General features: G+C 63.7%; 26 protein-coding genes and 1 tRNA gene. 12 read left to right on the forward strand and 15 right to left on the reverse strand.

What is annotated here, in order from left to right:
* Nucleotides 1-6: 6 nt before the first annotated feature.
* From PE061_RS15505 to PE061_RS15535, 7 genes are all read right to left on the reverse strand, one after another.
* Complete coding sequence (locus PE061_RS15505; RefSeq protein WP_271256141.1) at nucleotides 7-546, reverse strand: hypothetical protein; 540 nt, start codon at nucleotides 544-546, stop codon at nucleotides 7-9.
* A gap of 17 nt (nucleotides 547-563) precedes the next feature.
* On the reverse strand, nucleotides 564-1,094 hold the full coding sequence (locus PE061_RS15510) for a hypothetical protein (RefSeq protein ID WP_271256142.1): 531 nt from the start codon (nucleotides 1,092-1,094) through the stop codon (nucleotides 564-566).
* Between the two features lie 477 nt (nucleotides 1,095-1,571).
* Complete coding sequence (locus PE061_RS15515; protein ID WP_271256143.1) at nucleotides 1,572-3,509, reverse strand: AAA family ATPase; 1,938 nt, start codon at nucleotides 3,507-3,509, stop codon at nucleotides 1,572-1,574.
* The gene (locus tag PE061_RS15520; protein ID WP_271256144.1) at nucleotides 3,509-3,742 is read right to left on the reverse strand and encodes a hypothetical protein; all 234 of its coding nucleotides are present in this window, start codon (nucleotides 3,740-3,742) and stop codon (nucleotides 3,509-3,511) included. The genes PE061_RS15515 and PE061_RS15520 overlap by 1 nt, the downstream gene beginning before the upstream one ends.
* A gap of 274 nt (nucleotides 3,743-4,016) precedes the next feature.
* Entirely contained in the window at nucleotides 4,017-4,214 is a 198-nt protein-coding gene (locus tag PE061_RS15525; RefSeq protein ID WP_271256145.1) for a helix-turn-helix transcriptional regulator, read from the reverse strand.
* 561 nt (nucleotides 4,215-4,775) lie between these two features.
* Nucleotides 4,776-5,741 (reverse strand): tyrosine-type recombinase/integrase, encoded by a 966-nt coding sequence (locus PE061_RS15530; protein ID WP_271256146.1) that lies wholly within the window; start codon nucleotides 5,739-5,741, stop codon nucleotides 4,776-4,778.
* Nucleotides 5,666-6,019: an Arm DNA-binding domain-containing protein gene (locus PE061_RS15535; protein ID WP_271256147.1), complete on the reverse strand. Its 354-nt coding sequence runs from the start codon at nucleotides 6,017-6,019 to the stop codon at nucleotides 5,666-5,668. The genes PE061_RS15530 and PE061_RS15535 overlap by 76 nt, the downstream gene beginning before the upstream one ends.
* Before the next feature lie 369 nt (nucleotides 6,020-6,388).
* Between PE061_RS15535 and PE061_RS15540 the strand changes: the two genes are divergently transcribed.
* The gene (locus tag PE061_RS15540) at nucleotides 6,389-7,414 is read left to right on the forward strand and encodes a glycosyltransferase family 2 protein (RefSeq protein WP_271256148.1); all 1,026 of its coding nucleotides are present in this window, start codon (nucleotides 6,389-6,391) and stop codon (nucleotides 7,412-7,414) included.
* On the opposite strand, the gene PE061_RS15545 is transcribed toward PE061_RS15540, so the two are convergent.
* Nucleotides 7,397-9,145, reverse strand: a complete 1,749-nt coding sequence (locus PE061_RS15545; RefSeq protein ID WP_271256149.1) for an ArnT family glycosyltransferase — start codon at nucleotides 9,143-9,145, stop codon at nucleotides 7,397-7,399. The two genes, PE061_RS15540 and PE061_RS15545, sit on opposite strands and share 18 nt — an antisense overlap.
* 71 nt (nucleotides 9,146-9,216) lie before the next feature.
* On the opposite strand from PE061_RS15545, the gene rfbF reads away from it, so the two are divergent.
* From rfbF to PE061_RS15590, 9 genes are all read left to right on the forward strand, one after another.
* Complete coding sequence (gene rfbF, locus PE061_RS15550) at nucleotides 9,217-9,993, forward strand: glucose-1-phosphate cytidylyltransferase (RefSeq protein ID WP_271256150.1); 777 nt, start codon at nucleotides 9,217-9,219, stop codon at nucleotides 9,991-9,993.
* 5 nt (nucleotides 9,994-9,998) lie between these two features.
* The gene (gene rfbG / locus PE061_RS15555) at nucleotides 9,999-11,075 is read left to right on the forward strand and encodes a CDP-glucose 4,6-dehydratase (RefSeq protein WP_271259219.1); all 1,077 of its coding nucleotides are present in this window, start codon (nucleotides 9,999-10,001) and stop codon (nucleotides 11,073-11,075) included.
* A complete protein-coding gene (locus PE061_RS15560) occupies nucleotides 11,076-12,317 on the forward strand; it encodes a class I SAM-dependent methyltransferase (RefSeq protein ID WP_271256151.1) in 1,242 nt (413 codons plus the stop codon).
* Nucleotides 12,269-12,859, forward strand: coding sequence for a dTDP-4-dehydrorhamnose 3,5-epimerase (rfbC, locus tag PE061_RS15565; RefSeq protein ID WP_271256152.1), 591 nt, complete (start codon nucleotides 12,269-12,271; stop codon nucleotides 12,857-12,859). Before PE061_RS15560 ends, rfbC begins: the two co-directional genes overlap by 49 nt.
* The gene (locus tag PE061_RS15570; RefSeq protein WP_271256153.1) at nucleotides 12,856-13,848 is read left to right on the forward strand and encodes an NAD-dependent epimerase/dehydratase family protein; all 993 of its coding nucleotides are present in this window, start codon (nucleotides 12,856-12,858) and stop codon (nucleotides 13,846-13,848) included. Before rfbC ends, PE061_RS15570 begins: the two co-directional genes overlap by 4 nt.
* Nucleotides 13,845-14,591, forward strand: coding sequence for a cephalosporin hydroxylase family protein (locus PE061_RS15575; RefSeq protein ID WP_271256154.1), 747 nt, complete (start codon nucleotides 13,845-13,847; stop codon nucleotides 14,589-14,591). Before PE061_RS15570 ends, PE061_RS15575 begins: the two co-directional genes overlap by 4 nt.
* Nucleotides 14,592-14,603: 12 nt before the next feature.
* Nucleotides 14,604-15,449 (forward strand): glycosyltransferase family 2 protein, encoded by an 846-nt coding sequence (locus PE061_RS15580; protein ID WP_271256155.1) that lies wholly within the window; start codon nucleotides 14,604-14,606, stop codon nucleotides 15,447-15,449.
* A complete protein-coding gene (locus PE061_RS15585; RefSeq protein ID WP_271256156.1) occupies nucleotides 15,437-15,871 on the forward strand; it encodes a GtrA family protein in 435 nt (144 codons plus the stop codon). Before PE061_RS15580 ends, PE061_RS15585 begins: the two co-directional genes overlap by 13 nt.
* An 86-nt stretch (nucleotides 15,872-15,957) precedes the next feature.
* The gene (locus PE061_RS15590; RefSeq protein WP_271255375.1) at nucleotides 15,958-17,214 is read left to right on the forward strand and encodes an IS701 family transposase; all 1,257 of its coding nucleotides are present in this window, start codon (nucleotides 15,958-15,960) and stop codon (nucleotides 17,212-17,214) included.
* A 104-nt stretch (nucleotides 17,215-17,318) separates the two neighbouring features.
* Here the strand turns inward: PE061_RS15590 and PE061_RS15595 are convergent, their stop codons facing one another.
* The 4 genes from PE061_RS15595 to PE061_RS15610 form a co-directional block, all read right to left on the reverse strand.
* Nucleotides 17,319-17,720, reverse strand: a complete 402-nt coding sequence (locus PE061_RS15595) for a DUF3775 domain-containing protein (protein WP_271256157.1) — start codon at nucleotides 17,718-17,720, stop codon at nucleotides 17,319-17,321.
* Nucleotides 17,721-17,818: 98 nt separating this feature from the next.
* The gene (locus tag PE061_RS15600) at nucleotides 17,819-18,754 is read right to left on the reverse strand and encodes an NAD(P)H-dependent flavin oxidoreductase (RefSeq protein WP_420794402.1); all 936 of its coding nucleotides are present in this window, start codon (nucleotides 18,752-18,754) and stop codon (nucleotides 17,819-17,821) included.
* Between the two features lie 34 nt (nucleotides 18,755-18,788).
* A complete protein-coding gene (locus tag PE061_RS15605) occupies nucleotides 18,789-20,021 on the reverse strand; it encodes an NAD(P)/FAD-dependent oxidoreductase (RefSeq protein WP_271256159.1) in 1,233 nt (410 codons plus the stop codon).
* Complete coding sequence (locus tag PE061_RS15610; protein WP_271259220.1) at nucleotides 20,018-20,947, reverse strand: isoaspartyl peptidase/L-asparaginase family protein; 930 nt, start codon at nucleotides 20,945-20,947, stop codon at nucleotides 20,018-20,020. Before PE061_RS15610 ends, PE061_RS15605 begins: the two co-directional genes overlap by 4 nt.
* A gap of 216 nt (nucleotides 20,948-21,163) precedes the next feature.
* Between PE061_RS15610 and PE061_RS15615 the strand changes: the two genes are divergently transcribed.
* Nucleotides 21,164-21,240: transfer RNA gene (locus PE061_RS15615), tRNA-Met, on the forward strand.
* Nucleotides 21,241-21,377: 137 nt separating this feature from the next.
* A complete protein-coding gene (locus PE061_RS15620; protein ID WP_271256160.1) occupies nucleotides 21,378-22,424 on the forward strand; it encodes an alpha/beta fold hydrolase in 1,047 nt (348 codons plus the stop codon).
* Between the two features lie 30 nt (nucleotides 22,425-22,454).
* Here the strand turns inward: PE061_RS15620 and PE061_RS15625 are convergent, their stop codons facing one another.
* From PE061_RS15625 to PE061_RS15635, 3 genes are read right to left on the reverse strand one after another with little or no spacing between them, the layout of a single operon-like run.
* Entirely contained in the window at nucleotides 22,455-23,228 is a 774-nt protein-coding gene (locus PE061_RS15625; protein WP_271256161.1) for a hydrolase 1, exosortase A system-associated, read from the reverse strand.
* A complete protein-coding gene (locus tag PE061_RS15630; RefSeq protein ID WP_271256162.1) occupies nucleotides 23,225-23,902 on the reverse strand; it encodes a hypothetical protein in 678 nt (225 codons plus the stop codon). Before PE061_RS15630 ends, PE061_RS15625 begins: the two co-directional genes overlap by 4 nt.
* The gene (locus tag PE061_RS15635) at nucleotides 23,903-24,172 is read right to left on the reverse strand and encodes an acyl carrier protein (RefSeq protein WP_420794311.1); all 270 of its coding nucleotides are present in this window, start codon (nucleotides 24,170-24,172) and stop codon (nucleotides 23,903-23,905) included.
* Nucleotides 24,173-24,228 lie beyond the last annotated feature (56 nt).

Here is a 24,228-nt window from a genome sequence, read left to right on the forward strand (position 1 = left end):
CACCCATCAGTTCGGTTCCTTTTCAAGAATGGCCGCAAAGGCCGGCTTCACGTACTTTTCAAATGATGTGCCCCACGGACGGGCCTCGCGCGGCGCGCTGATCCAGTCGAGAATCCCGTACCGGCTGAACTCGATTGCGTTCAGTTCCGACGCCAGCAGCCGCGAATAGGTGTCGCGAATGTCGCTTACGTCGAGGGCGTGCGGGCGCGTGTTGAATACCAGTGCCTGGCTTCGAAGCGCGTCCGCCGCCGTCTCGATATCTGCCAGCGCTTTGACGAGTGCCCGGGCGGACTTCTCCGCGCGTTTCACCGCGTCGGCGTATTGCGGCAGGGTCTCCCGGATTTCGGCCCGCGTGGCGTCCTGATGGGCTGCAAGCGCCTCGGCCTGCGCAATCCGCTCCCGGCGTGCCGTCTCGGCCTCCGCGGCATCTATGGCGGCGATCTCGGCACGCTTGGCGGCGATCTCGGCGGCATCGAAGGGCTGGCCGTCGAGCAACGCGGCCCCCTGCGCGGCTTCAAGGTCGGCAAGGGCAAGGCTGGCCTGCATACGGCGTTCGGAAAGGTTCATCGGGGCCTCTGGGTAATGACTTTGGGGTGAGAGGTGGCGCCGCCGATCGCGCGGTTGCTGGCGCGGTTGATATGCGCGTCGAACTCGCGGCGGGCGACTTCCTCGGCCGTCGGCTCGTAGACGTAGCTTTGCGGCTCGGGCGGTATGACCTGCGCGGGCTTGGGGTCCGGCGGGGTGGTGGCGTTGTACCAAGTCGTCGGCTGGGGCTCGGGGTTATCCATCGCCTGTTGGGCGAGTGCCGTGAGGCCGAAAGACATGCGGCGGCGGGCGTCGATATCGTCCGGGTCGGTCACTATCGGCGGTGGACCTGCCGACGCCTCTTTGGCTTCCTCGATCATGTTCAGGATGCGGCGGGCCACCTCGATCTTGGAAATGTCCTTCGTCTCGATCGGAGCGCCGTCCTTGCCGCTGATCTCCGTCGGAGAAATGGGCTTGCCATATGCGCGGTTCAGGTACTCCGTGACGGCGGCAAGCTGCGTGCGCTCGTCCTTGGCCTTCTCCGCCAGCGATTCCAGCAGGCGCAGCATCTTCGGTCCCTTGCGCAGGGCAATCTCCTTCACCTCGCGCGAAACGCGGTTCCGGGAACCCTTGGGCCGACCGGCTTTTCCCGCTTTGGGTGGCGAGTTGTTAGATTGATGTTGGATTGTTTGATCCATGCTCGCTGAATACCACGGAAATACGTGCATTTGCAATGTAGAAGCGCTGATTACAAATCAGTAGGCAACACCGGGAAGCGTCGAGAACGGCCGCGAAACGCAGGCCAATATCCGAATATATTTTATCGGGCCCGACCGGAGACGGGTGCGATTTTCCGGCGAAAGATTCTGCTTGGCGTAAGGTCGGGCGACACATCTCGGGAGAGCGATTTGCTCCACCTTGAAGACCCCAAGTGGAGCGCTGCTCCACCACCACCGCACCACTACCCCATGGGGGTGTAGTGGAGCAGTGTTTTGCGCGTGGTTTGCGACACCTTGCTCCGCTCCACCTTTGAAAGTGGAGCAGGATCATTCTGACCTCTGCGACGTGCTATCGATCAGCGTACCAACGCGAACGAATTTCCGAACCCTGCGGTTGTCGTCCTTGTCCTCGACCTCCCGCAGCACGTCCGACTTGATCCAGCCTTTGACGAGTTCCTTCACCCGCTGCTTGTCGGCAGGGCTTTCGAGGTCGGCACCGATCGCATCTGCCACGGCAATGCCGACCCATTCCGCTGATTGGACATTGGCCCGCCATTGCCCGTCCGCGACCCGTGACTGCACGGTGCGCAGCGTGTAGTGATCGATGCCCTCGAAGGCATCGGGCGGCGTCCACGGCACGGCTACGGCCACGCTGTCACCGCCTTCAAGGCCACCATTGCCAAGATGCACGCCGACGGCGCGAATCCAGTCCGCCTTGGCGGGCGGGGCGCGGTTCAGCTTGTCGTTCAGCACGTTGACGTAAAGGCGGCGGTCGGCGTCGTCGGTGATCCCGAAACGCTCGCCTTCCTCTTTCGACATTCGGTTGAATACCAGCACCGTGCGCGCGGTATTGATGAGGGCTACGGCGCCGCGTCCGGCTTCGGCGGTCACAGCTTGGCCTGCGAGTTTCCGCGTGTGGTGGACAAGAACGATCGCGCAGCCGCATTCGGTCGCCAGCTTGGCCCAGCGCTTCGAAACCGCATCAATCTTGTTGTTGTCGTTTTCGCTGACCTGATGCGATGAGACGAACGGATCGACGATCAGGACGTCTATGTCCCGCCGCTCCAGTTCGGCCGCGAGTGCCTCGTAAACCGGCTCTATGATGCGGAAGCCCGTTGCATCCTCGGTCGCCGTGCACAGCCCTGCGCCGGTCAGTCCGCTATCGACGAAAAGGCGGTCGCCGCAGTTGTCGCGGCCGATGCCGTAATGGATCGCGCCGGCCATGAACATGCGGTCCAGTTCGTCTTGCGGATCTTCAAGATTCCAGAACCAAACCCGTTGCGGCCCGTCCCAGACGGTCTTGCCGAGCAGGGCGCGGCCGGTGACAAGCGATAGCGCGGTCGTCACCATGTACGTGCTCTTGAGGCTGCCACCGCCCGCGATGACGCCCGTAATCGTCCCGCGCAGCAGATCGCGGCCCATAATCCACGGACGCAGGGGAATGCCCGCCGGTTCAGGCCAGCCGAAGGGTGTGGCGGTGATTTCAATCGCAGCACTTTGCGTTGATTGAGGGCTCGCCGCCTCAGTCAGCCCCCGCAGCTCCTCGGCAGTGCCCCCAGCCGCCTTCCAGTCCACCACGTCGCCCTTGGGGGGCAGGTCCGGAAGCTCGACAAAGAACGCCTTGCCGCCGTGGCTTTCAATCGAGGCCCGGACCTTCTCCGCGAAGCCTCGGCCGGGATCGTCATTGTCGGGGAGGATCGCGACCGTGCGACCGTTGAAATAGGCGCCGAATGCATCCTTCCACCCGCCGTTAGCGCCGAACGCCACCGCGGTTGCCGTGAAGCCCCACGCGGCCAGCGTGTCGGCCTTGCGCTCACCTTCCACGATGTAGACGACGCTATCGAGCGGCGCGGCGAGTAGTTCGGGGAGCCGGTACGGGATGCGCCGGACGTCCTTGATGCCGGCAGTCCATCCGCCTTTGCCGTCGGGGCGTTGGGCGATGAATTCCTTGCCGCCGGGCTTCTCAATGCGGACAGTGCGATACAGCACGACGCCGTTTTCGTCGACGTACTCATAGCGCCCGGATTCCCGGCTACGGGGCGCATCCCAAGACAGCGGCGGCAATATGCCACGATCGCGCAGCTCGTCCTTCACGGCCTGCCAATCGGCCCCGTTGAAGCTGTTTATGAGGATGTCCGCGCCGTCGTCCGTATCCCGGATCGAAAGACCGCGGTCGTCCTTGCCATGGCCGGGAGACGGCGCTGTGCCGTAGTCCCCATGCCAGTCGCCCCCGAGTGCGAGCGTTGCTTTGTGCGCGAGGCTCATCAGTACCCCAAATATTCTGGGCTGGATTGATATAGGCGGCGCCGCTCATCGGTTTCCCGCCATATGATTCCGCGCACTTCATCAAGAAGCAGCAGCGTTGCCGCACGATCGAAGTTGGTGGCGATAAGCAGGTAGTGCACGGCCATATCGAGACCGTATCGGCGGGCTTCGCGCTCTTGATCAGCGCGGACTGCAGCCCGGCGCTGCCTTGCCAGTGCATCGTCATATGTCACGTGCGCACCTCGATCCCGCGCTCGCTCGCTTCGGTCGCGGCGCGCTCTTGGGCTTCACCCTCGCTCAACCCGCGCGCCAGCGTCACAAGGCGGCCGCCGACGACACCGTGAAGCGAAACGGCGTGACCATCGGATTCACGGGAAATCTTAAGGTGGAGGCGAGGCCGATTTATAGACAGCGGCGCGGTACTATGGTACGCAAGTTTAGCCCTGCAGCCTCCAATTGTGGGATCGACGGCGCCCCCTCCCACGGGGCGCCGTTTTCGTTTCTGGGTCATGCCGCCTCCCGCGCTGCCATGCGGTCGGCGAGCCACTGGTCGACCTCGGATTCGATCCAGCCGACTGCGCGGCCCTTGCCGTTGGGGTTGATGGTGACGCGGCGGGGGAACAGATTATCGCGTTCAAGTTCTCGGAAGCGTCGTTCACAAAGACCGACCTTCGCTTCGACTTCAGGCTTTCGAAGTAGTCTCATGGTGTCGTCCTCTCGTTAGGGCGACACTCATCTAGTCCCATTATTTCCTTAGAGGAATCAAAGCCGCTGCCACTTATTTCGGGAAATTTTCATCCAGTATGGTGGAGCCGGACGGGCGGCGACGCTGTAGGCGATTGAGCCGCGCTCGCTCGATAGCGTCAGCACCACGCCGGCGCGCGAGCTTACGGAAATAGGTTCGTGGTGAATCGTCCGCGCTGTAATCGTGACATGTCGCCTTAGGCCGGCCGCGCCGGCCCCGAAGCGCTCTAAAAGCTGAAAGCCATACTCGTGCCGCACAGCCCTCAATTGTAGTGTTAATCAGGCCGTCCGACGTTCTTGGCAAATGGTGAACAAACCAGCGAGCCTCTGCGCGCGATAGCGTGACCGATACGCGCGCAGGGCGCCCCGTCCGATACGCGCTTTTGAACATGCGTTGGCCTAGTTTTCCGGAAATCTCCCATTCTGGTGAGCCCTCAGCAAAGCCGCTGAACCCCATGAGCCAAGCCGCAGTCATGCGCGCATCCCATCGGGCAACGTCCAGAATTACGGCGTCCTTTGGCGTCACGCCGCACCCCTCTCCATCGTGACGACGTTGCCCTTCGGCGGGGTGAGGATCAGCGACACCAGCCCGGCGAGCTTCTGCAGGGCCTCGGCTTTCTCGGCCTCGTACGGGTGGCGGTCGTAAACGCCCTCAACGCCGGGGATGACGTGGCCAAGCACGCGCTCGGAGATGTCGGGGCGGACGCCTGCGCGGCTCATCAGGGACTTGGCGGTCCTGCGCAGATCGTGGATGACCCACGGCTCCAGCGCCTTGCCGCCGTTGGCCTTCGCTATCGCCGCATCGAGCGCCACCTTTTCCTTGGAGAAGCCGTTGAACGCCTTGTCCTTGGAGACGGCGAACACGTAGGGGTTGCCCTTCACTTCCTTGCAAGACTTGAGCACGGCCACGGCGAGCGGGGGCAGGGTGATCTCGCCTGCGTTCGCCTTCTCGCGGGCTTCGGACGGGATGGTCCACCGGCCTGTCTCCGTATCGACGTCTTCCCAGCGCATCGTGCGGACCTTTTCGCGACGCTGTGCTGAAAGCAGGCATGTCTTGATGATCGCGCCGAACACTCCGGCGTCGTCCGCCGCGCTCCACACAAGGCGAAGCTCGTCATCAGACAATATCCGCTTGCCAGCGCGTTCCGATGGCTTCGTGCGGCGCATTCCGCGAACAATGGGGGAGTTGTAGTTGCTCACCCTAAGCGCATACCACGCCATCATTTTTGAGAGCGTCGCCAGCAGATGGTCGGCCATCGACGCGCCGCTGTCCCGCTCCACCTCGTCGAGCATATCAGCGATATCTTCGCGCCCAATGCTGACAAACACCCGCCTTTCCCATCGCGGCCATAGGTGCGTCTTAAACTGCCGCTCAATCTCGTAAGCTGAACGCAGCGGGCGCTCCTTGTTTTTCACGTGCAGGGCAAGGAAATCATCGGATACTTGGCGGAACGTTTTGGGCGGTACGATGGGCGTTTCTTCGGGCAAGGGGTGACTTCCCCCGCCTTGATGCGCGGCACTGCTATGCGGGCACGCTCGCGGGCCTGATCGATCGATATCTCGCCGGGCTTGCCGATCTCCTTCCACACCTGCTTGCCGGACGGCGCCCGCGCGACAACGGTGTAGGTCTTGGCGCCCCGCGGCGTGACGAGAACGGCAAGCCCAGTCGTCGCCGGATCGAACACGACAAGGCGCTTTTTCGGGTTCGGAATATCCGTTGTCGCGGTTTTCTCGAACGGCTTGAGCAGGCTTCTCGGTGCGGGCATGGGCTAGCCTTCCGTCTAACATTCGTCTAAACAGCGGGCTTCCCGTAGTGTTAGATTGCTTCCCGTTGTTTCCACACAAATGCGCGTAAAACAGCCATTCGTCAACCCGATATTTCCTGATATATTCCGCTATATCCCGCTATCGGTTGAGACTTTTAATCAGTAGGTCGCTGGTTCGAATCCAGCAGGGCTCACCATCGCAGAAACCGGCCATTTTCAGCACTTTTCATGCTTTCGGTTCCGGCAAATAGGCTCGGTGCCTCGACGGTGCGAAAGCCGACCCTAGAGATAAAATTAACCAGACTGCTTCACTTAGCGATCATCCGGGTTGCATCGGACCGGGCATGGCAGGGGGTGGAGACGGGTATCATGAAGCTGGAAACGATCGAGCCATGCTACAGCCTCGTCATTCCCATCTACAATGAAGCCGATGTCTTGCCGCTGCTGTTCGAACGGCTGGCCTCGCTTCTGGAGAAACTGGACCAGAGCGCGGAGATCGTTCTGGTCAACGACGGCAGCCGCGATTCCTCGCTTGCCCTGATGCGGCTGAAGGCGCGGCAGGACCCGCGCTACCGGATTGTCAATCTTTCACGCAATTTCGGCCATCAGATCGCGATAACGGCCGGCATGGACAATGCCGGCGGGTGCGCCGTGATCATAATGGATGCGGATCTTCAGGACCCGCCCGAGCTCGTTCTCGAGATGATCGGCAAATGGAAAGAGGGTTTTTCGGTCGTATCGGCACGGCGCATCGCACGCGAAGGCGAGGGACGCTTCAAACGCTGGTCGGCCCATATATTCTACAGGGTTCTTCGCACGATGACCTCGGTCGACATCGACGCGGACGTCGGGGATTTCCGGTTGCTCGACAGAAAGGTCGTGAACGCGTTGATGGGGATGCGCGAGCAGGACCGCTTTGTTCGCGGCATGATCAGCTGGCTCGGTTTCAACCAGACCTGCGTCGATTTCGTGCGCGCGGAACGTGCCGCCGGCAGCACCAAGTATCCGTTTCTGAAAATGCTGAAGCTGGCCGTCAACGGTATCCTCGGTTTTTCGGATATTCCGCTGCGCATGGCCCTTTGGGGCGGCGCGCTGGTATCCCTGCTCGCCATTTCCTATGGCCTGTTCGTGGTGGGCGGCTGGTTCTTCAACGATACGCTGGTTGCGGGATGGACATCGACGATCGTCGTGCTGTCTTTCCTCGGCGGCATCAATCTGGTGATGACGGGCGTGGTCGGCCTTTATGTCGGCCGCATTCACAACGAGGTGAAGAGGCGGCCGCTCTATCTCGTCGATGCGGCACGCGAAGATGGCACCCGTGTGGGCGGCGTGCTTCGGAAGCCTGTCGAACGTCGGCGGAGAGTCCTCGGCGCGGAATCAGAAGTCATTGAATAAGGGCGATTCCGGAGCCCGTGCAGACGGCCGGTAGAGCTTCTCTCCCCACCTCAGCGTAAACAGGCCGGTTGCGCCGGCCTGCTGAAGCCGATGCCATCCCTGGCCAAGCTCCACGATGCTGCCGGGGCGCACGGTCCGGCCGTCGATCAGGACCGGTCCGGGGCCTTCCACCGTATAGGTGCCGGCGATCAGGATCTCGAAGGACTGGTCGGGCTGGGAAGCGGAGAGGCCGAGCCGTTTGCCCGCCACGTAGATCGCGCCCCAGTGCCGAATGTAGTTCGATTTCAGGACGTCGACGTCCTCCTTGAAGAGACCGAAATGGGAAGGGCCCTCCTCGCCCGGTTTCAGGCGATCGAGGTCGAGCATCTCCCGGTTGGCGACAAGAAAGCGCGGCTGATCGTTTTCCAGTATGGGACGCATGACGGCCTTTCCGGCACGATAATAGTCACGCATCCCCCACATGCTCATGAACAGTCCGCGTTTGGGATAGGAGGACACCATCGAACAGCGGTCGATATAGGGCACGGGATGCGGAAACATCCTGTGGATGGCCGCGAGCGTCTGCCTCTGGCCCGCGTTGCTCTTTCCGGCCGCGCGGAAACTGTGTCCGGCGGCACCGATCGCGAGCGCCGCACACACCGCTATCGGGACAAGCCAGCCCGTCCGCTGTACGAGAAGCGGGAAGGCGAAGCCGCACAGAACCGCCACCGGGGCGAGCATGAAGACATAGTAGTAGGCATGGCTTTCCGTATAGGTGAACAGGGTTCCGAGGATGATGGCGAAGGATGCCAGCATGACTCGGCGGCCCCTGTCTTCGCCGGTCCGCCACGGGCCGCTCAGAGAGGCTATCAAACCCAGACCGGCCATGAGCCAGAAGACCGGGTTTTCAACCAACGCCTTTACGAATGTGCCCTTTGCCGGGCCGAAATCACGTTCCACCAGCGTTTTCCCGGTGGTGCGATCGAGAAAGGCAAGACTCGATGCAGGGTCCTGAAGCGTCGACTGGTGCAGGAGATAGAGAAGCCCGAACCCGCACAACGATGCGGCGACGAACATCACGGCGTAGCCCCAGCCCCGCCGCCGGTTCTCCGCCGACCATATCCTGACGAGGAGGATGATCGCCAGCGTCGGAACATAGAAAATGGACTTGATCGTGATCATTCCCGCCGCCCCGACGAGCAGGCCACCGGAAAGGGCGCGAAGCGGGGTGGGCGGGCGGCAGGTGGCGATCCACAGCGCCGCCATCATCAGGAATGTCGCGATCGTATCGGTGCGCAGGCTGTTGCCCTGACGGATGACGAACGAAAAGGACGCATAGCAGAAGACAGCGAACAATGCCGCGTGCGCAGGCATGAAATGCCGGCTGATCAGATAGATGAACGCGGCCGTGCCGAGCCCGAGGATGTAGATCATCACCCTTGCGGCGACGACCTGATCCACCTCGTTGGCTGAAACTGCGCTGACCCAGCCGAAACCATGCACGAACATGGTTTGCAGGGCTTCGGTCATGTCTCCCCGCTTGTAGTCATAGACCATGGAGAGATTGAGGAATTCATCCCAGTTCACTTCATAGGTGAAAACGAGCCAGAGCCTCACGGCAAGGCAGACGGCAATGAACGCCAGCAGCGCCCTGTTCCACATCCCGGCCCGATCCATTCCTGTCAGCATGACGGCCGGTTTAAACGCGAGGCATTGAAAGCCAATGAAGAATTTTGTCTCATAGCGAGACAAATGAAGTCTCTATTAACCATTCGAGACTATCCCCGTCGTGTCGGGAACAGGGCTAGGCACCGGGGGTTCGAATGCAGGTTGTACTGTTGTGCGGCGGGATGGGAACCCGGCTTCGCGAGGAGACCGAGTATCGCCCCAAGCCCATGGTGCAGATCGGCGCTCGACCGATCCTCTGGCATATCATGCGCCACTACAGCACCTACGGATGCAACCGCTTCCTTCTTTGCACGGGTTACAAGGGAGGCATGATAAAGGACTATTTCCTCAACTATCGCCAGAACGCGTGCGACGTGGAAATCGACCTCGGGAGCGGGGATGCAAAGCTGCTTGATGCCAAGGATGAAGAACTGCCGTGGACCGTGCGCATTCAGGATACCGGCATCGAGACGCTGACGGGAACACGTCTGAAACGGGCGCTGCGCTATATCGACGATGATGTTTTCCTCGCCACTTACGGCGATGGTGTCGCGAATGTCGAGATCGACGCGCTTGTCGAGCACCATAAACGATCGGGGAAGCTGGCGACGGTTACCGCGGTCCGGCCGTCCTCGCGCTTCGGCGAGCTCGATATTGTCGGCGACACGGTGAGTTCGTTCATCGAAAAGCCGCAAACCACGGAGGGCTGGATCAACGGCGGCTTTTTCGTGCTGAACAAAAAAGTCTTCGATGACGTCGGCGACGAGGAAAACATCACGCTGGAACAAGGCGTTCTCGAAAGCCTCGCGGCCCGCCGGGAACTCAACGTCTACCGGCATACCGGCTTCTGGCAGTGCATGGATACGTACCGCGAACTGTGCCTGCTCGAGGAATACTGGCAAAAGGGCAACGCTCCTTGGAAGACGTGGTGAACCGGATGGTCAACGCCGCGTTCTGGCAGGGCCGCCAGGCATTCATCACGGGCCATACGGGCTTCATGGGGGGATGGCTTGCGAGCCTGCTGCTCGGTCTCGGCGCGAAAGTCAGCGGCTATGCGCTCGCCCCTCAGGACGGACCCGGCTTTTTCGAGGCGACCGACCTCGGATCACGGTTGCAGGAATCGGTGATCGGGGATGTACGCGACGCGAGCGTGCTCGAAGCCGCGCTCATCGCGGCATCGCCAAGCGTCGTCTTCCATCTCGCCGCTCAGCCGCTGGTACGGCGCGCCTATTCCGAGCCCGAGTTCACCTTCGCCACGAATGTCATGGGAACGGTGAACCTGCTTGAAGCCGTGCGGCGCTGCCCTTCCGTGAAGGCTGTTCTCGTCGTGACCACCGACAAGGTCTACACGAACATGAACACGACGCGCCCTTACTGCGAAACCGACCGTCTCGGGGGAAGGGAACCCTATAGCGCCAGCAAGGCTGCGGCCGAGATGGTCGTCGACGCGTATCGCCACAGCTACCTTGTTCCGCCCGGAGTCGGTGAAGGGCGCGTGGGCCTTGCGGCGATCCGCGCGGGGAATATCTTCGGCGGCGGCGACTGGGCGGCGGACAGGATCGTGCCCGACGCGGTGCGCAGCTTTCAGGCGGGCCGGCCTCTGGTGCTCAGGAACCCGGCTTCAACGCGGCCGTGGCAGCACGTTCTCGATCCCCTGCCGGGCTATCTGCACCTTGCGGAGAATCTCTGTGCGGACCCCGGGGCTTTCTCGGAAGGATGGAATTTCGGGCCTGTCGTGCACGACTGCCGACCGGTCGGCACGCTCGCCCAGTTGCTTGGCGACGCGTGGGGAGAGGGCGCTGAGGTGCGGGTGGAGCCCAACAACCGGATCTTCGAGGAACGGCTGCTCGCACTGGACAGCGCCAAGGCGGGACGCAGGCTCGGCTGGATTCCGCGCTGGAATCTGGAAGCCGCCGTTGCGCGCACGGTCGAATGGTACAAGACATATTACAGCCGCGGCGACGTCTGGGCGCTGACCCAATCCCAGTGTGCAACGCTCATGAAAGCTGCCTAGATGCTTTCCGCCTGTCGCTTTTGCGGATCACCGCTCACTCATACGGTCGTTGATCTCGGCCTTTCTCCGATCTCCAACGCCTTTCGGCCGTTCGACACCGTCGACCGCGAGCCCCAGACCTTTTATCCGTTGAAGGTGATGGTTTGCGACACGTGCTGGCTCGCCCAGATCGTCGATGTCGAAACGCCTGCGCACTTCAACCCGAACTACGTGTATTTCTCATCCTATTCGCAATCATGGCTGGAGCACGCCGAGGCCTATGCCGGAGAGATGACCCGCGATCTTGTGCTGGGTGCGCACTCAAAGGTTGTCGAGGTCGCCAGCAACGACGGTTATCTGCTGCAGTATTTCAAGGCGCGCGGTATCCCGGTGCTGGGGATCGAGCCTTCGGGCAATGTCGCCGAACACGCGCGGACGGTGCACGGCATCGAGACGATCGACGCGTTCTTCGGGAAAGACTGTGCGGTTGCGCTTGTCGAAAAGGGCGTACAGGCCGATCTCATCGCTGCGAACAATGTTCTGGCGCACGTTCCCGACATCAACGACTTCGTCAGTGGGTTCACGCTGCTGCTGAAGCCCGGCGGAATCCTGACCATCGAGTTTCCGCATCTGCTGAACATGCTGCGCGAGTGCCAGTTCGATACGATCTATCACGAGCACTATTCCTACCTTTCGCTTGGGGCCGTCGAACGGATACTGACGGCGCATGGCCTTGTCGTTCATGGCGCACGCCGATTGCCAACTCATGGAGGATCCCTGCGGCTCTATGCCGGACATGCAGGTCAGGGCCGCACCGATCCGGCGCTTGCAAAGACGCTGGAGGAGATTCGGCAGGACGAGCTGGATGACGGGCTGGAAACGCTGGCGCCCTACACGGCGTTTTCCGCTGCCGTGGAGCGCCGCAAGATCGACTTCGTTTCGTTCCTGATCGCCGCAAAGACGGAAGGAAAGACAGTCGTAGGTTATGGAGCGCCGGCCAAGGGCAACACGATGCTGAACTACTGCGGCGTCGGGCCCGAGCTTCTCGCGTATACGGTTGACCGGAGTCCGCACAAGCAGAGGCATTTCCTGCCGGGATTGAATATTCCCGTGCACGCGCCCGAGCGGATATTCGAGGATCGCCCCGACTATATCGTCATTCTGCCGTGGAATCTGAAAGAAGAAATCTCGCAGCAACTTCAGGATGCGCGGGCATGGGGCGCGCGCTTCGTGGTGGTCAACCCGGAACTGTCGATATTCTGATGCGCCTTGAGCCCCTCTCCATCCCCGGAGCCTTCCGGATCGTCCCGGCACCCGTCCGGGACGAAAGGGGCAGCTTTACCCGTTGGTACGACGTGGAGGTTTTTCGGGCGCACAGGCTGGAACTGCCGAATGTGCAGGGCGGCGTCTCCTACAATGCCCTTCGCGGGACGCTGCGGGGCCTTCATTTCATTCCGGAAGCCGAAGGCGAGGCCAAGCTGGTCCGGTGTACGCGCGGGCGCATCTTCGATGTCGTCGTCGATCTGCGACCCGCTTCATCCGCTTTCGGCCGTTGGATCGGTGCCGAGCTTTCACCGCAAACCGCCGAAGCGCTCTATATCCCGCGAGGTTGCGCGCATGGTTTCGTTTCGCTCGAAGACGAGTCCGATGTGGTTTACCAGTTTTCGATGCCGTTCCGGCAGGGCGTGGAGCGCGGCATCCGGTGGGATGATCCCGATATCGGAATTGAATGGCCGCTGGAGCCGGTAGTGATTTCCGAACGCGACAGGACTCTCCCTCTCCTGAGAATGGAGCGTGCACTGTGATCCGTGGGCGCGCGCATCGTCTGTTGCTGACCGGGGCAAACGGCTTCATCGGCCGGCAGGTCGCGGCCAGCCTGCCGAAAGGGATCGAACTGCACTGCGTATCCCGGTCTCGCCCCCATGGGGATGAGCAGGGCGTCTGGCATGAAGTCGATCTGAGGGACCGTCACGGCTGTGTCCGACTGATCGAGGACATACGGCCAACGCATCTGGTCCATCTTGCGTGGAACACCGAACACGGCCGCTTCTGGGATGCGCCCGACAATGCCGATTGGCGGGATGCGGGTATTTCCCTTGTGGAGGCGTTTGCCCGCATGGGCGGGCAGCGGCTGGTGATCAGCGGAACCTGCGCCGAGTATTCGGTGACGGCACCTTCACCGCTCCACGAGATTGAAGCCCTTGTCGATCCCGCGACCCCATACGGGCAAGCGAAACGTGCGCTTCATCTGGAAGCTGGCAGGATTGCGGACGCATACGGCGTGGCATTCGCCTGGGCACGATTGTTCAACGCCTATGGGATTGGCGAAAAGCCCGGCCGCCTCGTGCCGAGCATCATTGAAGCGATCTCCCGCGGTCTGCCCGCGCGTTGCTCGAGTGGGCGCCAGCTCAGGGATTTCATCGACGTTCGCGACCTTGGCGAGGCGCTGGCGCGGCTGGCGATGTCGACGATCGAAGGACCCATCAACCTCGGCAGCGGCGTCTCGGCGACGATCGCTGAAATCGCGCAGACGATCGGCACATTGATGGGACGCCCCGATCTTGTCGTACTCGGTGCGTTGCAGGATCGCGCCGGGGAGCCGCTCGTGCAGGTGCCCAGTGTGGATCGCATGAAGACGGAACTCGGGTTCGTTCCTTGTATCCTCCTCGCGGATGGCTTGAGAGAGGCCATACACTGGTGGGATCAGGCGGAGCACGCTGGTTATCAACGGATTTCGAACGAAGGCCCCTTGCATTCGCAGGCGGGCGATAGGGAACAGGCAGGATCTCAATGACAATCGACACGGCATTTGAGGAAGAGCGGCGCGAGGGCATTCGCGCCATTGCAGAGGACGGTGCGTTCGCGGCGATTTCCGGGGCATGGCTCTCGCGCGCCCAGGAGCAGCGTTACTCCTACCATTTCGATTGGCTCGGATTGCCGATCATACAATATCCGCAGGATATTGTCGCAATGCAGGAGATCATCTGGTCCGTGAAGCCGGACCTGATCATCGAGACCGGCATCGCGCGGGGTGGCTCCGTGATCTTCTATGCGTCCATGCTGGAGTTGCTTGCAAGCTGCGGGCACGGCGAAGGATCCGTGGTTGCGGTCGATATCGACATTCGCACCGCAAACCGGCAGGCGATTGCCGGGCATCCGATGTCCCGCAGGATCGAGATGATCGAGGGATCGAGCATAGCGCCGGAGGTGATTACCCAGATACAGGCGAAGGCCCAGAGTCGGAGGCGCGTTCTCGTCTGCCTCGATTCCAACCACACGCATGATCACGTGCTCGCGGAACTGCACGCCTATGCCGGACTGGCCAGCGTGGGGAGCTATGTGGTGGTCTTCGACACGCTGGTGGAAGATATCAGCGAGACGGCGATCGGTGATCGCCCGTGGGGGAAAGGCAACAATCCCAAGACCGCGGTTCACGCTTTCCTGGCGCAGGACGACCGCTTCGAGATCGACCAGTCCATACACCAGAAGCTTCAGGTGACCGTCGCGCCCGATGGCTTCCTGAAGAGAGTCCGCTAAAAGGAATCTCGCGTGCCGCGTGTTTCGATCTGTCTGCCGGTTTACAACGGCGCCGCCTTCGTGGAGGAAGCGCTCGTGTCGATCGCGGCACAGACCTTTTCCGACTATGTCGTACTTGCAAGTGACAACGCGTCCACGGATCAAACGGCTGACATCCTGAGGCGCTGGGCCGATCGCATTCCGATGGAGATCGTGACGCAGGCGCAGACAATCCCAATGCAGGCGCATTTCGATTGTCTCCTGGACCGGGTTCGCACCGAAAGTTACATGTTGCTGTGCCACGACGACTTCCTTGCATCGCCGCAAGCGCTTGAGCGGGCGCAGACCGTTCTGGACTCGCAGGCGCATGTCTCGGCCGTCTACTGTGATCTGGCCTATGTCAGCGAACGCGGCAGGGCGCTCGCCCATCGGCGTTTCGGACGTAGCGGGGAAATGAACGCCGACGACATAGGGCGGCAGTGTCTTGCAACGGCGCGCAACATGTTCGGCATTCCGCTGCTGGTTCGTACAGATGCGCTCGGGGAGAACCGATACGATCCGCAGTTCCGCTATGTGGTGGATGTCGACCTGTCTTGGACGCTGTCAAAAGCACGCCCCTGTTGGCATATTCCCGAGGTTCTGATCGCCAACCGCTACAGCGGCGGCAACAGCACATGGTCGCTGCTTGCCTCGGCGGCAGACGAGTTTTCACGGCTTGCCGAGAAGCACGGCGTACAGCTTTCCGGCAGCGAACGCATTCGTCTGAAACTGACGACATGGTCGGTCGGTCGGCAACGGCAGCTTTTCGGCCTTTACGAGCGGATGGTCACGCGGTTTGGCGAGGACCATGCAAAGGGGCCCGACCGGTGTTCGGTTTGAGCGCTTTTTCTCCTGCATTGCTTGGCCGCTACCTTGTCGTCGGTCTGTTCAATACGGCGGCCAGCTATGCCTTTTATTGTGCGCTCCTGTACGCTGGCGTCGCTTATCCGCTGGCCAGCCTCGGGTCTCTTCTCGGCGGCATTTTTCTGAGTTTCGTGACACTTGGACGGTATGTTTTCGTGTCGCGGTTGCGGGGGCGCTTTTCCCGCTTCCTGATGGTTTGGGGCGGGCTCTATTTCCTGAATATCGGCCTGTTGAACGTCCTGATCGGCGTGGGTTTCAACCCCTATATCGCCGGCATTGTCGCCGCACCGCCGACGATCGGCCTTGCATTCCTGCTGCAACGCTTTGTGGTTTTTCCTCCTGCGGCGGAAACGCCCGGAGCGGAAAGCGCTTCGCTCAACTCGGACAATGCAGCCTAGCGCTACTTTGGTAGAATGTTGATTTTTGGGATTCCCTTGTCGGGGTTTCGGTGGTTCATAGGGAGCCAGCTTTTGGGAGGCTGGCGATGGACGCGGATTGGATGGGCGACCTCGAGCGCTGGCTTGAGCCGTTTCTCAACGGGCTGGGGCACAAGGCGCGGCGTCGGATGTGCCCCGCTTATATCGCCGGATTGATCGGTCCGGGCGATCGCAAGAGCATCCAGCCGATGGCGGCGCGCGACGATGCGATCAGCTACGACCGGCTGCATCATTTCATTGGTGCCGGACTGTGGGACAGCAAGCCGCTTGAGGCAGCGCTGTGGCAGCATGCCGAGGGACTGGTCGGCGGTGAGGATGCTTGGCTGATCATCGACGATACAGCCTTGCCGAAGAAGGGCATGAGTTCGGTCGGCGTTGCTCCCCAATATGCATCGGCGCTGGGCAAGAGAGCCAACTGTCAGACACTGGTTTCCACGACTCTCGCGAACGGTGAAGTGCCTGTCATGCTGAGCTTGCGCCTCTTTCTACCCGAGAGCTGGATGGGTGACGACGCGCGGATGGCGAAGGCCGGCGTACCGCAAGGGTATCGCCAGCCCAGGACCAAACCGGAAATCGCGATCGAGGAGATCGACCGGATCATCGCGGCCGGTGTGCGATTTGGCTGCGTGCTTGCCGATGCCGGCTATGGGCTTTCAGCGTCATTCCGACAGGCCTTGAGTACGCGGGAACTGTGCTGGGCGGTGGGCATTCCCAAGCACCAGAAAGTTTATCCTGCCGATGTGGAACTGGTCTTCCCTGTCGCTGGCCGCGGGCGGCCGCGTCAACGCCACGTTCCCGACTGCAAGTCGATCGCTGCCCATCTAATATTGGAAGGTGCCAGATGGCGGCAGGTCAGTTGGCGGCGTGGCACGAAGCGACGTCTCTCCGCCCGCTTTGCGGCGATGCGGGTGCGAATCGCTGACGGGGCGCCGCAACGTATCGGCAGTATGGGATCGCAGCATATGCCCGGCGAAGAGGCTTGGCTGGTGGGCGAGCATCGCTCGAATGAAGAACGCAAATATTATCTCTCGAACCTTCCTGCCGATACGCCGATCAAGAAGTTGGCCGGTGCCATCAAGGCCCGCTGGATCTGCGAACAGGCCCATCAGCAACTCAAGGAAGAGCTGGGGCTCGACCACTTCGAAGGTCGATCATGGACTGGCTTGCACCGACACGCGCTCATGACAATGATCGCCTATGCCTTCCTCCAATCCCGCCGCCTCGCAGCAGCGGGGCGGGAAAAAAAGAATCGGCGGCCCGCCGCCACAGCCCAGCTTGCCAGCAGTCAGGCAAGCCATCCTTGATCACCTCTCACGACCTCCGCCGAGCCATTGCCCCAACTGCGGATACAACCTTCGACCCCCTACAAGACAGAATCTGCCAAAGTAGTGCTAGGACGGGCGGACTGCTAGCTCTGCTGCCCAACCCCGTCGCAATCCAGACCGAACGCCGCAAGGCCGGTCTCCAGCAGGGACGCCAGCATGGGGGTGCGCATCAGGGCCTCGGGGATGTCTGAAATCTCCTCGGTGACGGTGGCGAGGGCTTCATCCCATTCCGCGGCGTCATAATCGCCCGCGCCCACCAGCATCAGCGTGTAGAGCTCGGTCTGCTCGTCGTCGTTCAGGTCCTCGATCATGCTGCGAAGCTCTTCCTCGACGGAGGTGTTCGAGGAATCCTCGAGGACGTCCACGGCATTGTCGTCGGCCATGTTGGAGCTGTCGTCGGGGTCGACGGCGGGGACCTGCGCGTCGTACTCGCGCGCCCTCAGCACGATGCGGCACACCTCTTCGAGCGAAATCGTCAGTTCCATCGCGCGTTTCCGATCCTTTGTCTCGAGTCGCCATGCCTTGCCCGCGACCATGCCACAGATGCGGGGCCGTTTCTTGAGCCTCGTCAAAAAAGAACGGCTCAGGCGGCGCAGAGTTTCGCCCTGGCGGCGTCGTATTCGCGTTTCAGGCGCGCGACGAGCTCGGCGGCGGGCACCACGGTCTGCACTGCGCCGATGCCCTGGCCGCAGCCCCAGATGTCCTTCCACGCCTTGGCCCCGGTGTTGCCGCCGCTGCCGAAGTCCATCTTCGAAGGGTCGCTGGTCGGCAGGTTCGCGGGATCGAGGCCCGCCTTCACGATGGACGGGGCGAGGTAGTTGCCGTGCACGCCGGTGAAGAGGTTGGTGTAGACGATGTCTGACGCGTGGCTTTCCACGATCATCTGCTTGTAGCGCTCGTCGGCGCGCGCTTCCGTGGTGGCGATGAAGGCGGAGCCGATATAGCCGAAATCCGCGCCCATCGCCTGCGCGGCGAGGACGGCATTGCCCGTGGCGATGGCACCGGAGAGGGCGATCGGCCCGTCGAACCATTCGCGGATTTCCTGAACGAGCGCGAAGGGGGAGAGCGTGCCGGCATGGCCGCCGGCGCCCGCGGCGACGGGAATCAGGCCGTCAGCGCCCTTTTCGACGGCTTTGCGCGCGAAGGCGTTGGTGATGACGTCGTGGAAGACGAGGCCGCCGTAGCTGTGGATCGCGGCGTTCACGTCCTCCCGCGCGCCGAGCGAGGTGATGACGAGCGGCACCTTGTATTTCACGCAGAGCGCGAGATCGTCCATCAGCCGGTCGTTCGACTTGTGGACGATGAGGTTGACCGCGTAGGGCGCGTCCTTGTCCGTCAGCTCGGTTGTCAGGCGTTGCAGCCATTCCTCGAACTGCGGCAGCGGCCGGGCGTTCAGCGACGGGAAGCTGCCGACGACGCCTGCGCGGCACTGCGCGATGACGAGATCGGGGTTCGAGATGATGAACAGCGGCGATCCGATCACCGGGATCGAGAGCCGCCCGTGGAAAAGCGCCGGCATGGTCAAGGCGAGACTCCCCCTTACGACGTGGCCCTCAAGACGAGGCGAGGAGTTCCTTCAGCGGCGTGCCGGCGTCGGCCAGCCGGGCAGGGTCGATGACGGCCGCTTTCTCGACGAGCGCGCGGCCCTGAATGAAATCCTTCGCCGCATTGATGCAATCGAGCGCGATGACCCGGCCACCCTTCAAATAGATAAGGCTGAAGCTGCGCGCGCCCGGATCGCCGCGCAGCGCGGTCGCGTCGTGGCCCGTGGAGAGGCCCACGGTCTGGAGGCGGAGATCGTACTGGTTGGACCAGAACCACGGCGTCGCCGTGTAGGGCTGCGGATCGCCGAGAATGGAGGCGACGGCGGTCTTCGCCTGATCCACGGCGTTCTGCACCGATTCGAGGCGGATTTTCGCGCCGCCCGCGAAGCGGTTCTCGTGGCAGGCGCAGTCGCCGATGGCGTAGATGTGGGGCAGGGTGGTGCGGCAGAAGGCGTCAACATCGACGCCGTTGCCGCCGCTCGCACCCGCCGCGATCAGCGGCTCGACGGAAGGCACGAGGCCGATGCCGACGATCACCGCGGCGGCGGGCAGGCGCTCGCCGCCGGCGAGGCGTACCGCCGTGACGCGTCCGCCCTCGGTTTCCAGCGCCTCGACGGCGGCGGAGAGGCGCAGGTCGACGCCGTGCGCGCGGTGCTCCTCCTCATAGAAGCGCGACACGGCTTCCCCGGCGACGCGCGCGAGCACGCGCGGCAGCGCTTCGAGCAGCGTGACCTTGTGGCCGAGCTTGATGAGCACGGCCGCCGCCTCAAGGCCGATGTAGCCGCCACCGACGATGACGACCGGGCCTCTGCCTTCGAGATCGGCGCGCAGCGCGTCGACATCGGCGATGGTGCGGATCATGTGGACGTTGTGGCTGTCGGCGCCGGGCAAGGGCAGGGGGCGCGGGCTGCCGCCCGCCGCCCAGATGAGGTCGCCGTAGCCGAGATGCTCGCCCGCGTCGGTGGTCGCCGTGCGGGCCTCGGGGTTCACCGCGACGACGCGCGTGCCGAGATGCAGCGTCACATTCTTGTCGGCCCAAAAGGTCTCAGGCCGGAGCAGCAGCCGGGCGGCTTCCTTCTCCCCGGCAAGATAGTCCTTGGAGAGCGGCGGCCGCTCATAGGGGGGGAGCGCCTCGGCGCCGACCATCGTGATGCTGCCCGCAAAATTCGCCATCCGCAGGCTGATGGCGGCCTGGGCGGCGGCCTGGCCCGCGCCCACGATCAGAACGTCGCTTGTGCTCACTCTTCATCCCCATAGATTTGAACGGCGAATTCGCCGCCCGACGTGGCCCGCCCGCGATACATGCCGGGCGTGTTGAAGGAAAAGGCCGACGTGCCGTCCGGTGCGACGGCGATGACGCCGCCCGCGCCGCCGAGCGCCTTCACCTCGGCCTGCACCGCGTCGGCGGCGGTCTGCACGTCTTCCTTGCCGAAGCGCATCCGCGCGCAGATCTCGTGCGCCACACCAACACGGATGTAATATTCGCCGGAGCCCGTCGCCGAGACGGCGCAGCCGCGGTTGTCCGCATAGGTGCCCGCGCCGAGCACCGGCGAATCGCCGACGCGCCCCCAGCGCTTGCCGGTGAGACCGCCCGTGGAGGTGGCGGCGGCGAGGTTGCCGTGAACGTCCTTCGCGACCGCGCCCACGGTGCCGTATTTCACCTCAGCATCGAACGCCGCGCCGGTCTTCGTGTTCTCCTTCATCTGCCGGAGTTGCTGCCAGCGCTCCTCGGTGCGGAAATACGACGGGTCGACCTGATCGAGGCCGCGTTCGCGCGCGAAGCGGTCCGCGCCGGGGCCTTGCAGCATGACGTGCGGGCTCTTTTCCATCACGGCGCGCGCGGCGGTGATCGGGTTGCGCGTGCGGGTGAGGCCCGCGACCGCGCCCGCTGCACGGTTCCGCCCGTCCATGACGGCGGCGTCAAGCTCGTTGACGCCTTCATAGGTGAAAACGGCGCCGCGGCCCGCGTTGAAGCCGGGGTCGTCTTCCAGAACCTTCACGGCGGCTTCCACGGCATCGAGCGCGCTGCCGCCCGCGGCGAGCACGGCCTTGCCCGCGCCCAGCGCCGCGGAAAGCCCGGCCCGCTGCGCGGCATCCCGCCCGGGTGTCATCCTGCAGCGCTCCATCACGCCGGCGCCGCCGTGGATGAGAAGCGTCCAGTCCTGCATCGCATGAGCCTCGTTTGAAAGGAAACCGGCCGTGAGCGTGGCAGCGAGCACGAACGAACGCCATGTCATCGGCCGATCTCTCCCCTCAGTCCGCCGCCACGATGGCGCACGGCTTAGCCAGCCCGTGAAGCGAGCGCAACCATGCTGCGCGGACGATTGACCGGGGCGGCACCCACGCCTATATGACCCCCGCTTTCGGGCCGTACAGGTCTACGGGGCGGAGTAGCTCAGCTGGTTAGAGCAGCGGAATCATAATCCGCGTGTCGGGGGTTCAAGTCCCTCCTCCGCTACCAATCCAAAAAGAATTCTCGTTCAGATTGTCCGCCAGCCGAAGCGTGTCCGACGTATCGGGGCATCGCAAGATGTTGCGGATCGATATTCGTGCTGCCAAGTTGCGCTGACGGAAAAATTTGTCTTGGAAAGAAAATTCATGGCATCCGAAGCTGTCGCGCCTGTCGGCTCGAAAGTCTGGTTGTGGGTTCGCCGTGTCGCCGTCGGCCTCGCCGGCGTGCTCCTGCTGCTGGTGCTCGCTGGCGCCGTGTACGAGTTTTTCGCGCGTCGCAGCGCCGCCTCGGCCTATCCGCCGCCCGGCAGGCTTGTCGATATCGGGGGGCGCAGGATCCATCTCGATTGCCGGGGGAGCGGCGCCCCGGTGGTGATCCTGGAATCGGGGCTCGACGTGAACGGATCGCTGGCGTGGTACAAGGTCCACGATGCGCTCGCGAAAAAGACGCGGACATGCGCGTATGATCGCGCCGGGATCATGTGGAGCGACCCGTCGAACGGCGTGCGGGACGGCGATCATGTCGCCCGCGATCTTCACGCGGCCCTGACGGCTGCGGACATCGACGGCCCGCTCGTTCTCGTCGGCCATTCGCTGGGCGGGCCCTACATCATGAACTACACGCGCCAGTTCGGCGGGGCGGTGAAGGGGCTGGTCTTCGTGGATGCTTCCCATCCCGATCAGCTCGAGAAGCTGGTCCCGCCCGGCAAGGAGAAGATGAAGGTCGAACTGCCCGTCGCCGTCCGCGCGCTGAGCGCGCTTGCCTGGGCGGGGCTGCCGCGCGTCCTGTCGGGCGCGTTGTCGCCGGAGGAGGACAGCGCGGTCACGCCCGCGCGCAATGCCTACACGCCGACCAGCCTGCCCCGCATGATCGACGAGCTGGAATCGCTGGAAATCACGCTTCGTCAGGCGGGCACGTTCAGAACCCTCAGCGATCGGCCGCTGGTCGTCCTGTCCGGCGCGAAACCGTATCCGAAGGCGGTGCTGGCGGCGCAGGGCCTCAGCGAGGCGGAGGGCCGCGCCCAACTGGCACGATGGCTCGATCTCCACCGCGACGAGGCGCGCTGGTCGACGCAGTCGAGGCACGAAATCCTTCCGGACGCCGGGCACTATGTCCAGATGGATCGCCCGGATTCCGTCATCAACGCCGTGAACGGGGTCGTGGATCAGGTCCGTGCCGGGGTGGAGGACTGAACGGCGAGCATTCGTCCAGCCAAAGCTGGTTCAGTCTTTCAGGAAATCGCCGATCGCGGCGAGCAGCGCCTCCTGCGCCTCCGGCCGCGTGAAGGTATGGTCGGCGTTTTCGATCCATCGCGTGCGGACATGCGCGCCGAGGTGCGGCAGCAGTTCGCCGAAGGCCCGGGCGGTGGCGTCGCTTCGGGAGAGGACGACGAAGACCGGACCCTGAAACGCGTTGAGCGCGGCGACGAGGCGCGCGGCGAGCTTCTGTTCGGTCGCCGGTTCGGGCCGGGCGAAGACCGAACGCAGCGCGCCCACGATGTCGACCTGCCCGGTGAGGACGCGCAGCCACGCGCCGGGGCTTCTGAGACGCCGCGCCGTGCGTTCGCGCTGCGCGGCGGCGGGCATTTCGGCGACGGCGCCGTCGAAGCTCCACGGATTGATGAGGACGAGACGGTCGATCCCGGCCCCGGCGCCGAACAGGGCGAGCGCCGCGGCGCCGTCGCAGAGTCCGATACCAGTCGTGCCGTCGGCGCCGCCTTCCCGGCGAAGCGCGGCGGCGGCTGCCGCGATGTCGGCTTCGCTGCCGAGGAAGCCTGCATCCCCCCCTTCGCTGTCGCCGACGCCGCGCCGGTCGAAGCGGAGCGTCGGCATACCACGCGCGGCGAGTGCCTCGGCAAGCCGCGTGAACAGCCGGTGCGGCCCGGCGCGCGTCTGCACGCCGCCCGAGACGATGAGCGTGCCATGCGCGCCGCGCGCGGGATGCAGCGCGGCGGCGAGTGCGGTGCTCTCGCAGCGGATGACGAGCGGCCGCATCATTGCATCCATCCGGCGATGTCGGCCGCGAGCGCGGCTGCATACTCCGGCGCGGGCGCGGGTTCGGCCTGCCGCCAGACGGGCGGTCCCTCGATCGCGGCGGTGCGGGCCGGCACGGCGGCGACGGGAAGCGCCAGCGCGCCGAGCGCCGAGGCGAGCGGCGGGGTGACGGCGTACCCCGTCAGCGTGACGGATTCGCCGTGCGCCAGCCGGGCTTCATAGGCGGCAGGGCCGGAGCGTGCGCCGGTGCGCTCCTGATCCGTGACCGCCTGCGCGCGCATCATCTCGCGCAGAAGCGCGGCCCCGGACGAGACGGGGGCGATGCGATAGAGACAGCGGCTGCCTTCGCCGTCCGTCAGCAGCGCACCGCCGCGCACGGCGACGATCCGGAGCGGCCGCGCCGACAGCGCCGCGATTGCGGCGGTGACGGCAGAACGCCAGAGGTCGACGTCGGGTTCGCCGGGTGCGTCGCCCGTGCCGGGGAGGTCCGGAAGCGCGCTGCCGATGCCGCGCTCCGCAAGCGCGCGGCCGATGTCCGCGAGAAGCCGCCGGGTGCGGTTCATCTCCTCGAACAGCGGCGGGACGATAAGGACGCACGGCCCGGTTTCGGGGCCGCGCAGCACGGTCGGCAGGTCGAACGGCCCGGCGCCCAGCAGCGAGAACCGGAACGGCTCCACCTAGGCGGCGGCCTTCCGCTCGACGAAGCCGACGAGATTGCCGAAGGTCGCGAAGAGTTCCGCGTCGATCTCGTCGTCGTCGATCACGATGCCGAAGCGGTCCTCGATCTCGGTGAGAAGGCCGGCGACCGCCATCGAATCGATCTCGGGCAGCGCGCCGAACAGCGGCGAGGCGGCGTCGAGCGCGGTGGCCGTCGCAGCGGGCACGCCCAGCACCTCGACGAGAATGCGCCGCATCTGGTCGGCGTGGGAAGCGGTGTCGGCGTTCATGTGCCCCCTGTTCGTATCGTTGTTTCCGGCCGGCGATATACTGGTCGTGCGCCGGG

This window comes from Sphingosinicella microcystinivorans, assembly GCF_027941835.1.
Classification (GTDB): Bacteria; Pseudomonadota; Alphaproteobacteria; order Sphingomonadales; family Sphingomonadaceae; genus Sphingosinicella.

Coding starts and splice junctions, on each gene's coding strand:
- rfbC (WP_271256152.1), top strand. CDS start 12,269: ATGGGGCGCGCGCTTCGTGGTGGTCAACCCGGAACTGTCGATATTCTG.
- PE061_RS15540 (WP_271256148.1), top strand. CDS start 6,389: ATGAAGCTGGAAACGATCGAGCCATGCTACAGCCTCGTCATTCCCATC.
- rfbF (WP_271256150.1), top strand. CDS start 9,217: ATGCAGGTTGTACTGTTGTGCGGCGGGATGGGAACCCGGCTTCGCGAG.
- PE061_RS15535 (WP_271256147.1), bottom strand. CDS start 6,019: ATGCCCGCACCGAGAAGCCTGCTCAAGCCGTTCGAGAAAACCGCGACA.
- PE061_RS15620 (WP_271256160.1), top strand. CDS start 21,378: ATGGCATCCGAAGCTGTCGCGCCTGTCGGCTCGAAAGTCTGGTTGTGG.
- PE061_RS15575 (WP_271256154.1), top strand. CDS start 13,845: ATGACAATCGACACGGCATTTGAGGAAGAGCGGCGCGAGGGCATTCGC.
- PE061_RS15595 (WP_271256157.1), bottom strand. CDS start 17,720: ATGGAACTGACGATTTCGCTCGAAGAGGTGTGCCGCATCGTGCTGAGG.
- PE061_RS15560 (WP_271256151.1), top strand. CDS start 11,076: ATGCTTTCCGCCTGTCGCTTTTGCGGATCACCGCTCACTCATACGGTC.
- PE061_RS15525 (WP_271256145.1), bottom strand. CDS start 4,214: ATGAGACTACTTCGAAAGCCTGAAGTCGAAGCGAAGGTCGGTCTTTGT.
- PE061_RS15505 (WP_271256141.1), bottom strand. CDS start 546: ATGCAGGCCAGCCTTGCCCTTGCCGACCTTGAAGCCGCGCAGGGGGCC.
- PE061_RS15635 (WP_420794311.1), bottom strand. CDS start 24,172: ATGAACGCCGACACCGCTTCCCACGCCGACCAGATGCGGCGCATTCTC.
- rfbG (WP_271259219.1), top strand. CDS start 9,999: ATGGTCAACGCCGCGTTCTGGCAGGGCCGCCAGGCATTCATCACGGGC.
- PE061_RS15610 (WP_271259220.1), bottom strand. CDS start 20,947: ATGCAGGACTGGACGCTTCTCATCCACGGCGGCGCCGGCGTGATGGAG.
- PE061_RS15590 (WP_271255375.1), top strand. CDS start 15,958: ATGGACGCGGATTGGATGGGCGACCTCGAGCGCTGGCTTGAGCCGTTT.
- PE061_RS15625 (WP_271256161.1), bottom strand. CDS start 23,228: ATGATGCGGCCGCTCGTCATCCGCTGCGAGAGCACCGCACTCGCCGCC.
- PE061_RS15515 (WP_271256143.1), bottom strand. CDS start 3,509: ATGAGCCTCGCGCACAAAGCAACGCTCGCACTCGGGGGCGACTGGCAT.
- PE061_RS15510 (WP_271256142.1), bottom strand. CDS start 1,094: ATGCTGCGCCTGCTGGAATCGCTGGCGGAGAAGGCCAAGGACGAGCGC.
- PE061_RS15600 (WP_420794402.1), bottom strand. CDS start 18,754: ATGCCGGCGCTTTTCCACGGGCGGCTCTCGATCCCGGTGATCGGATCG.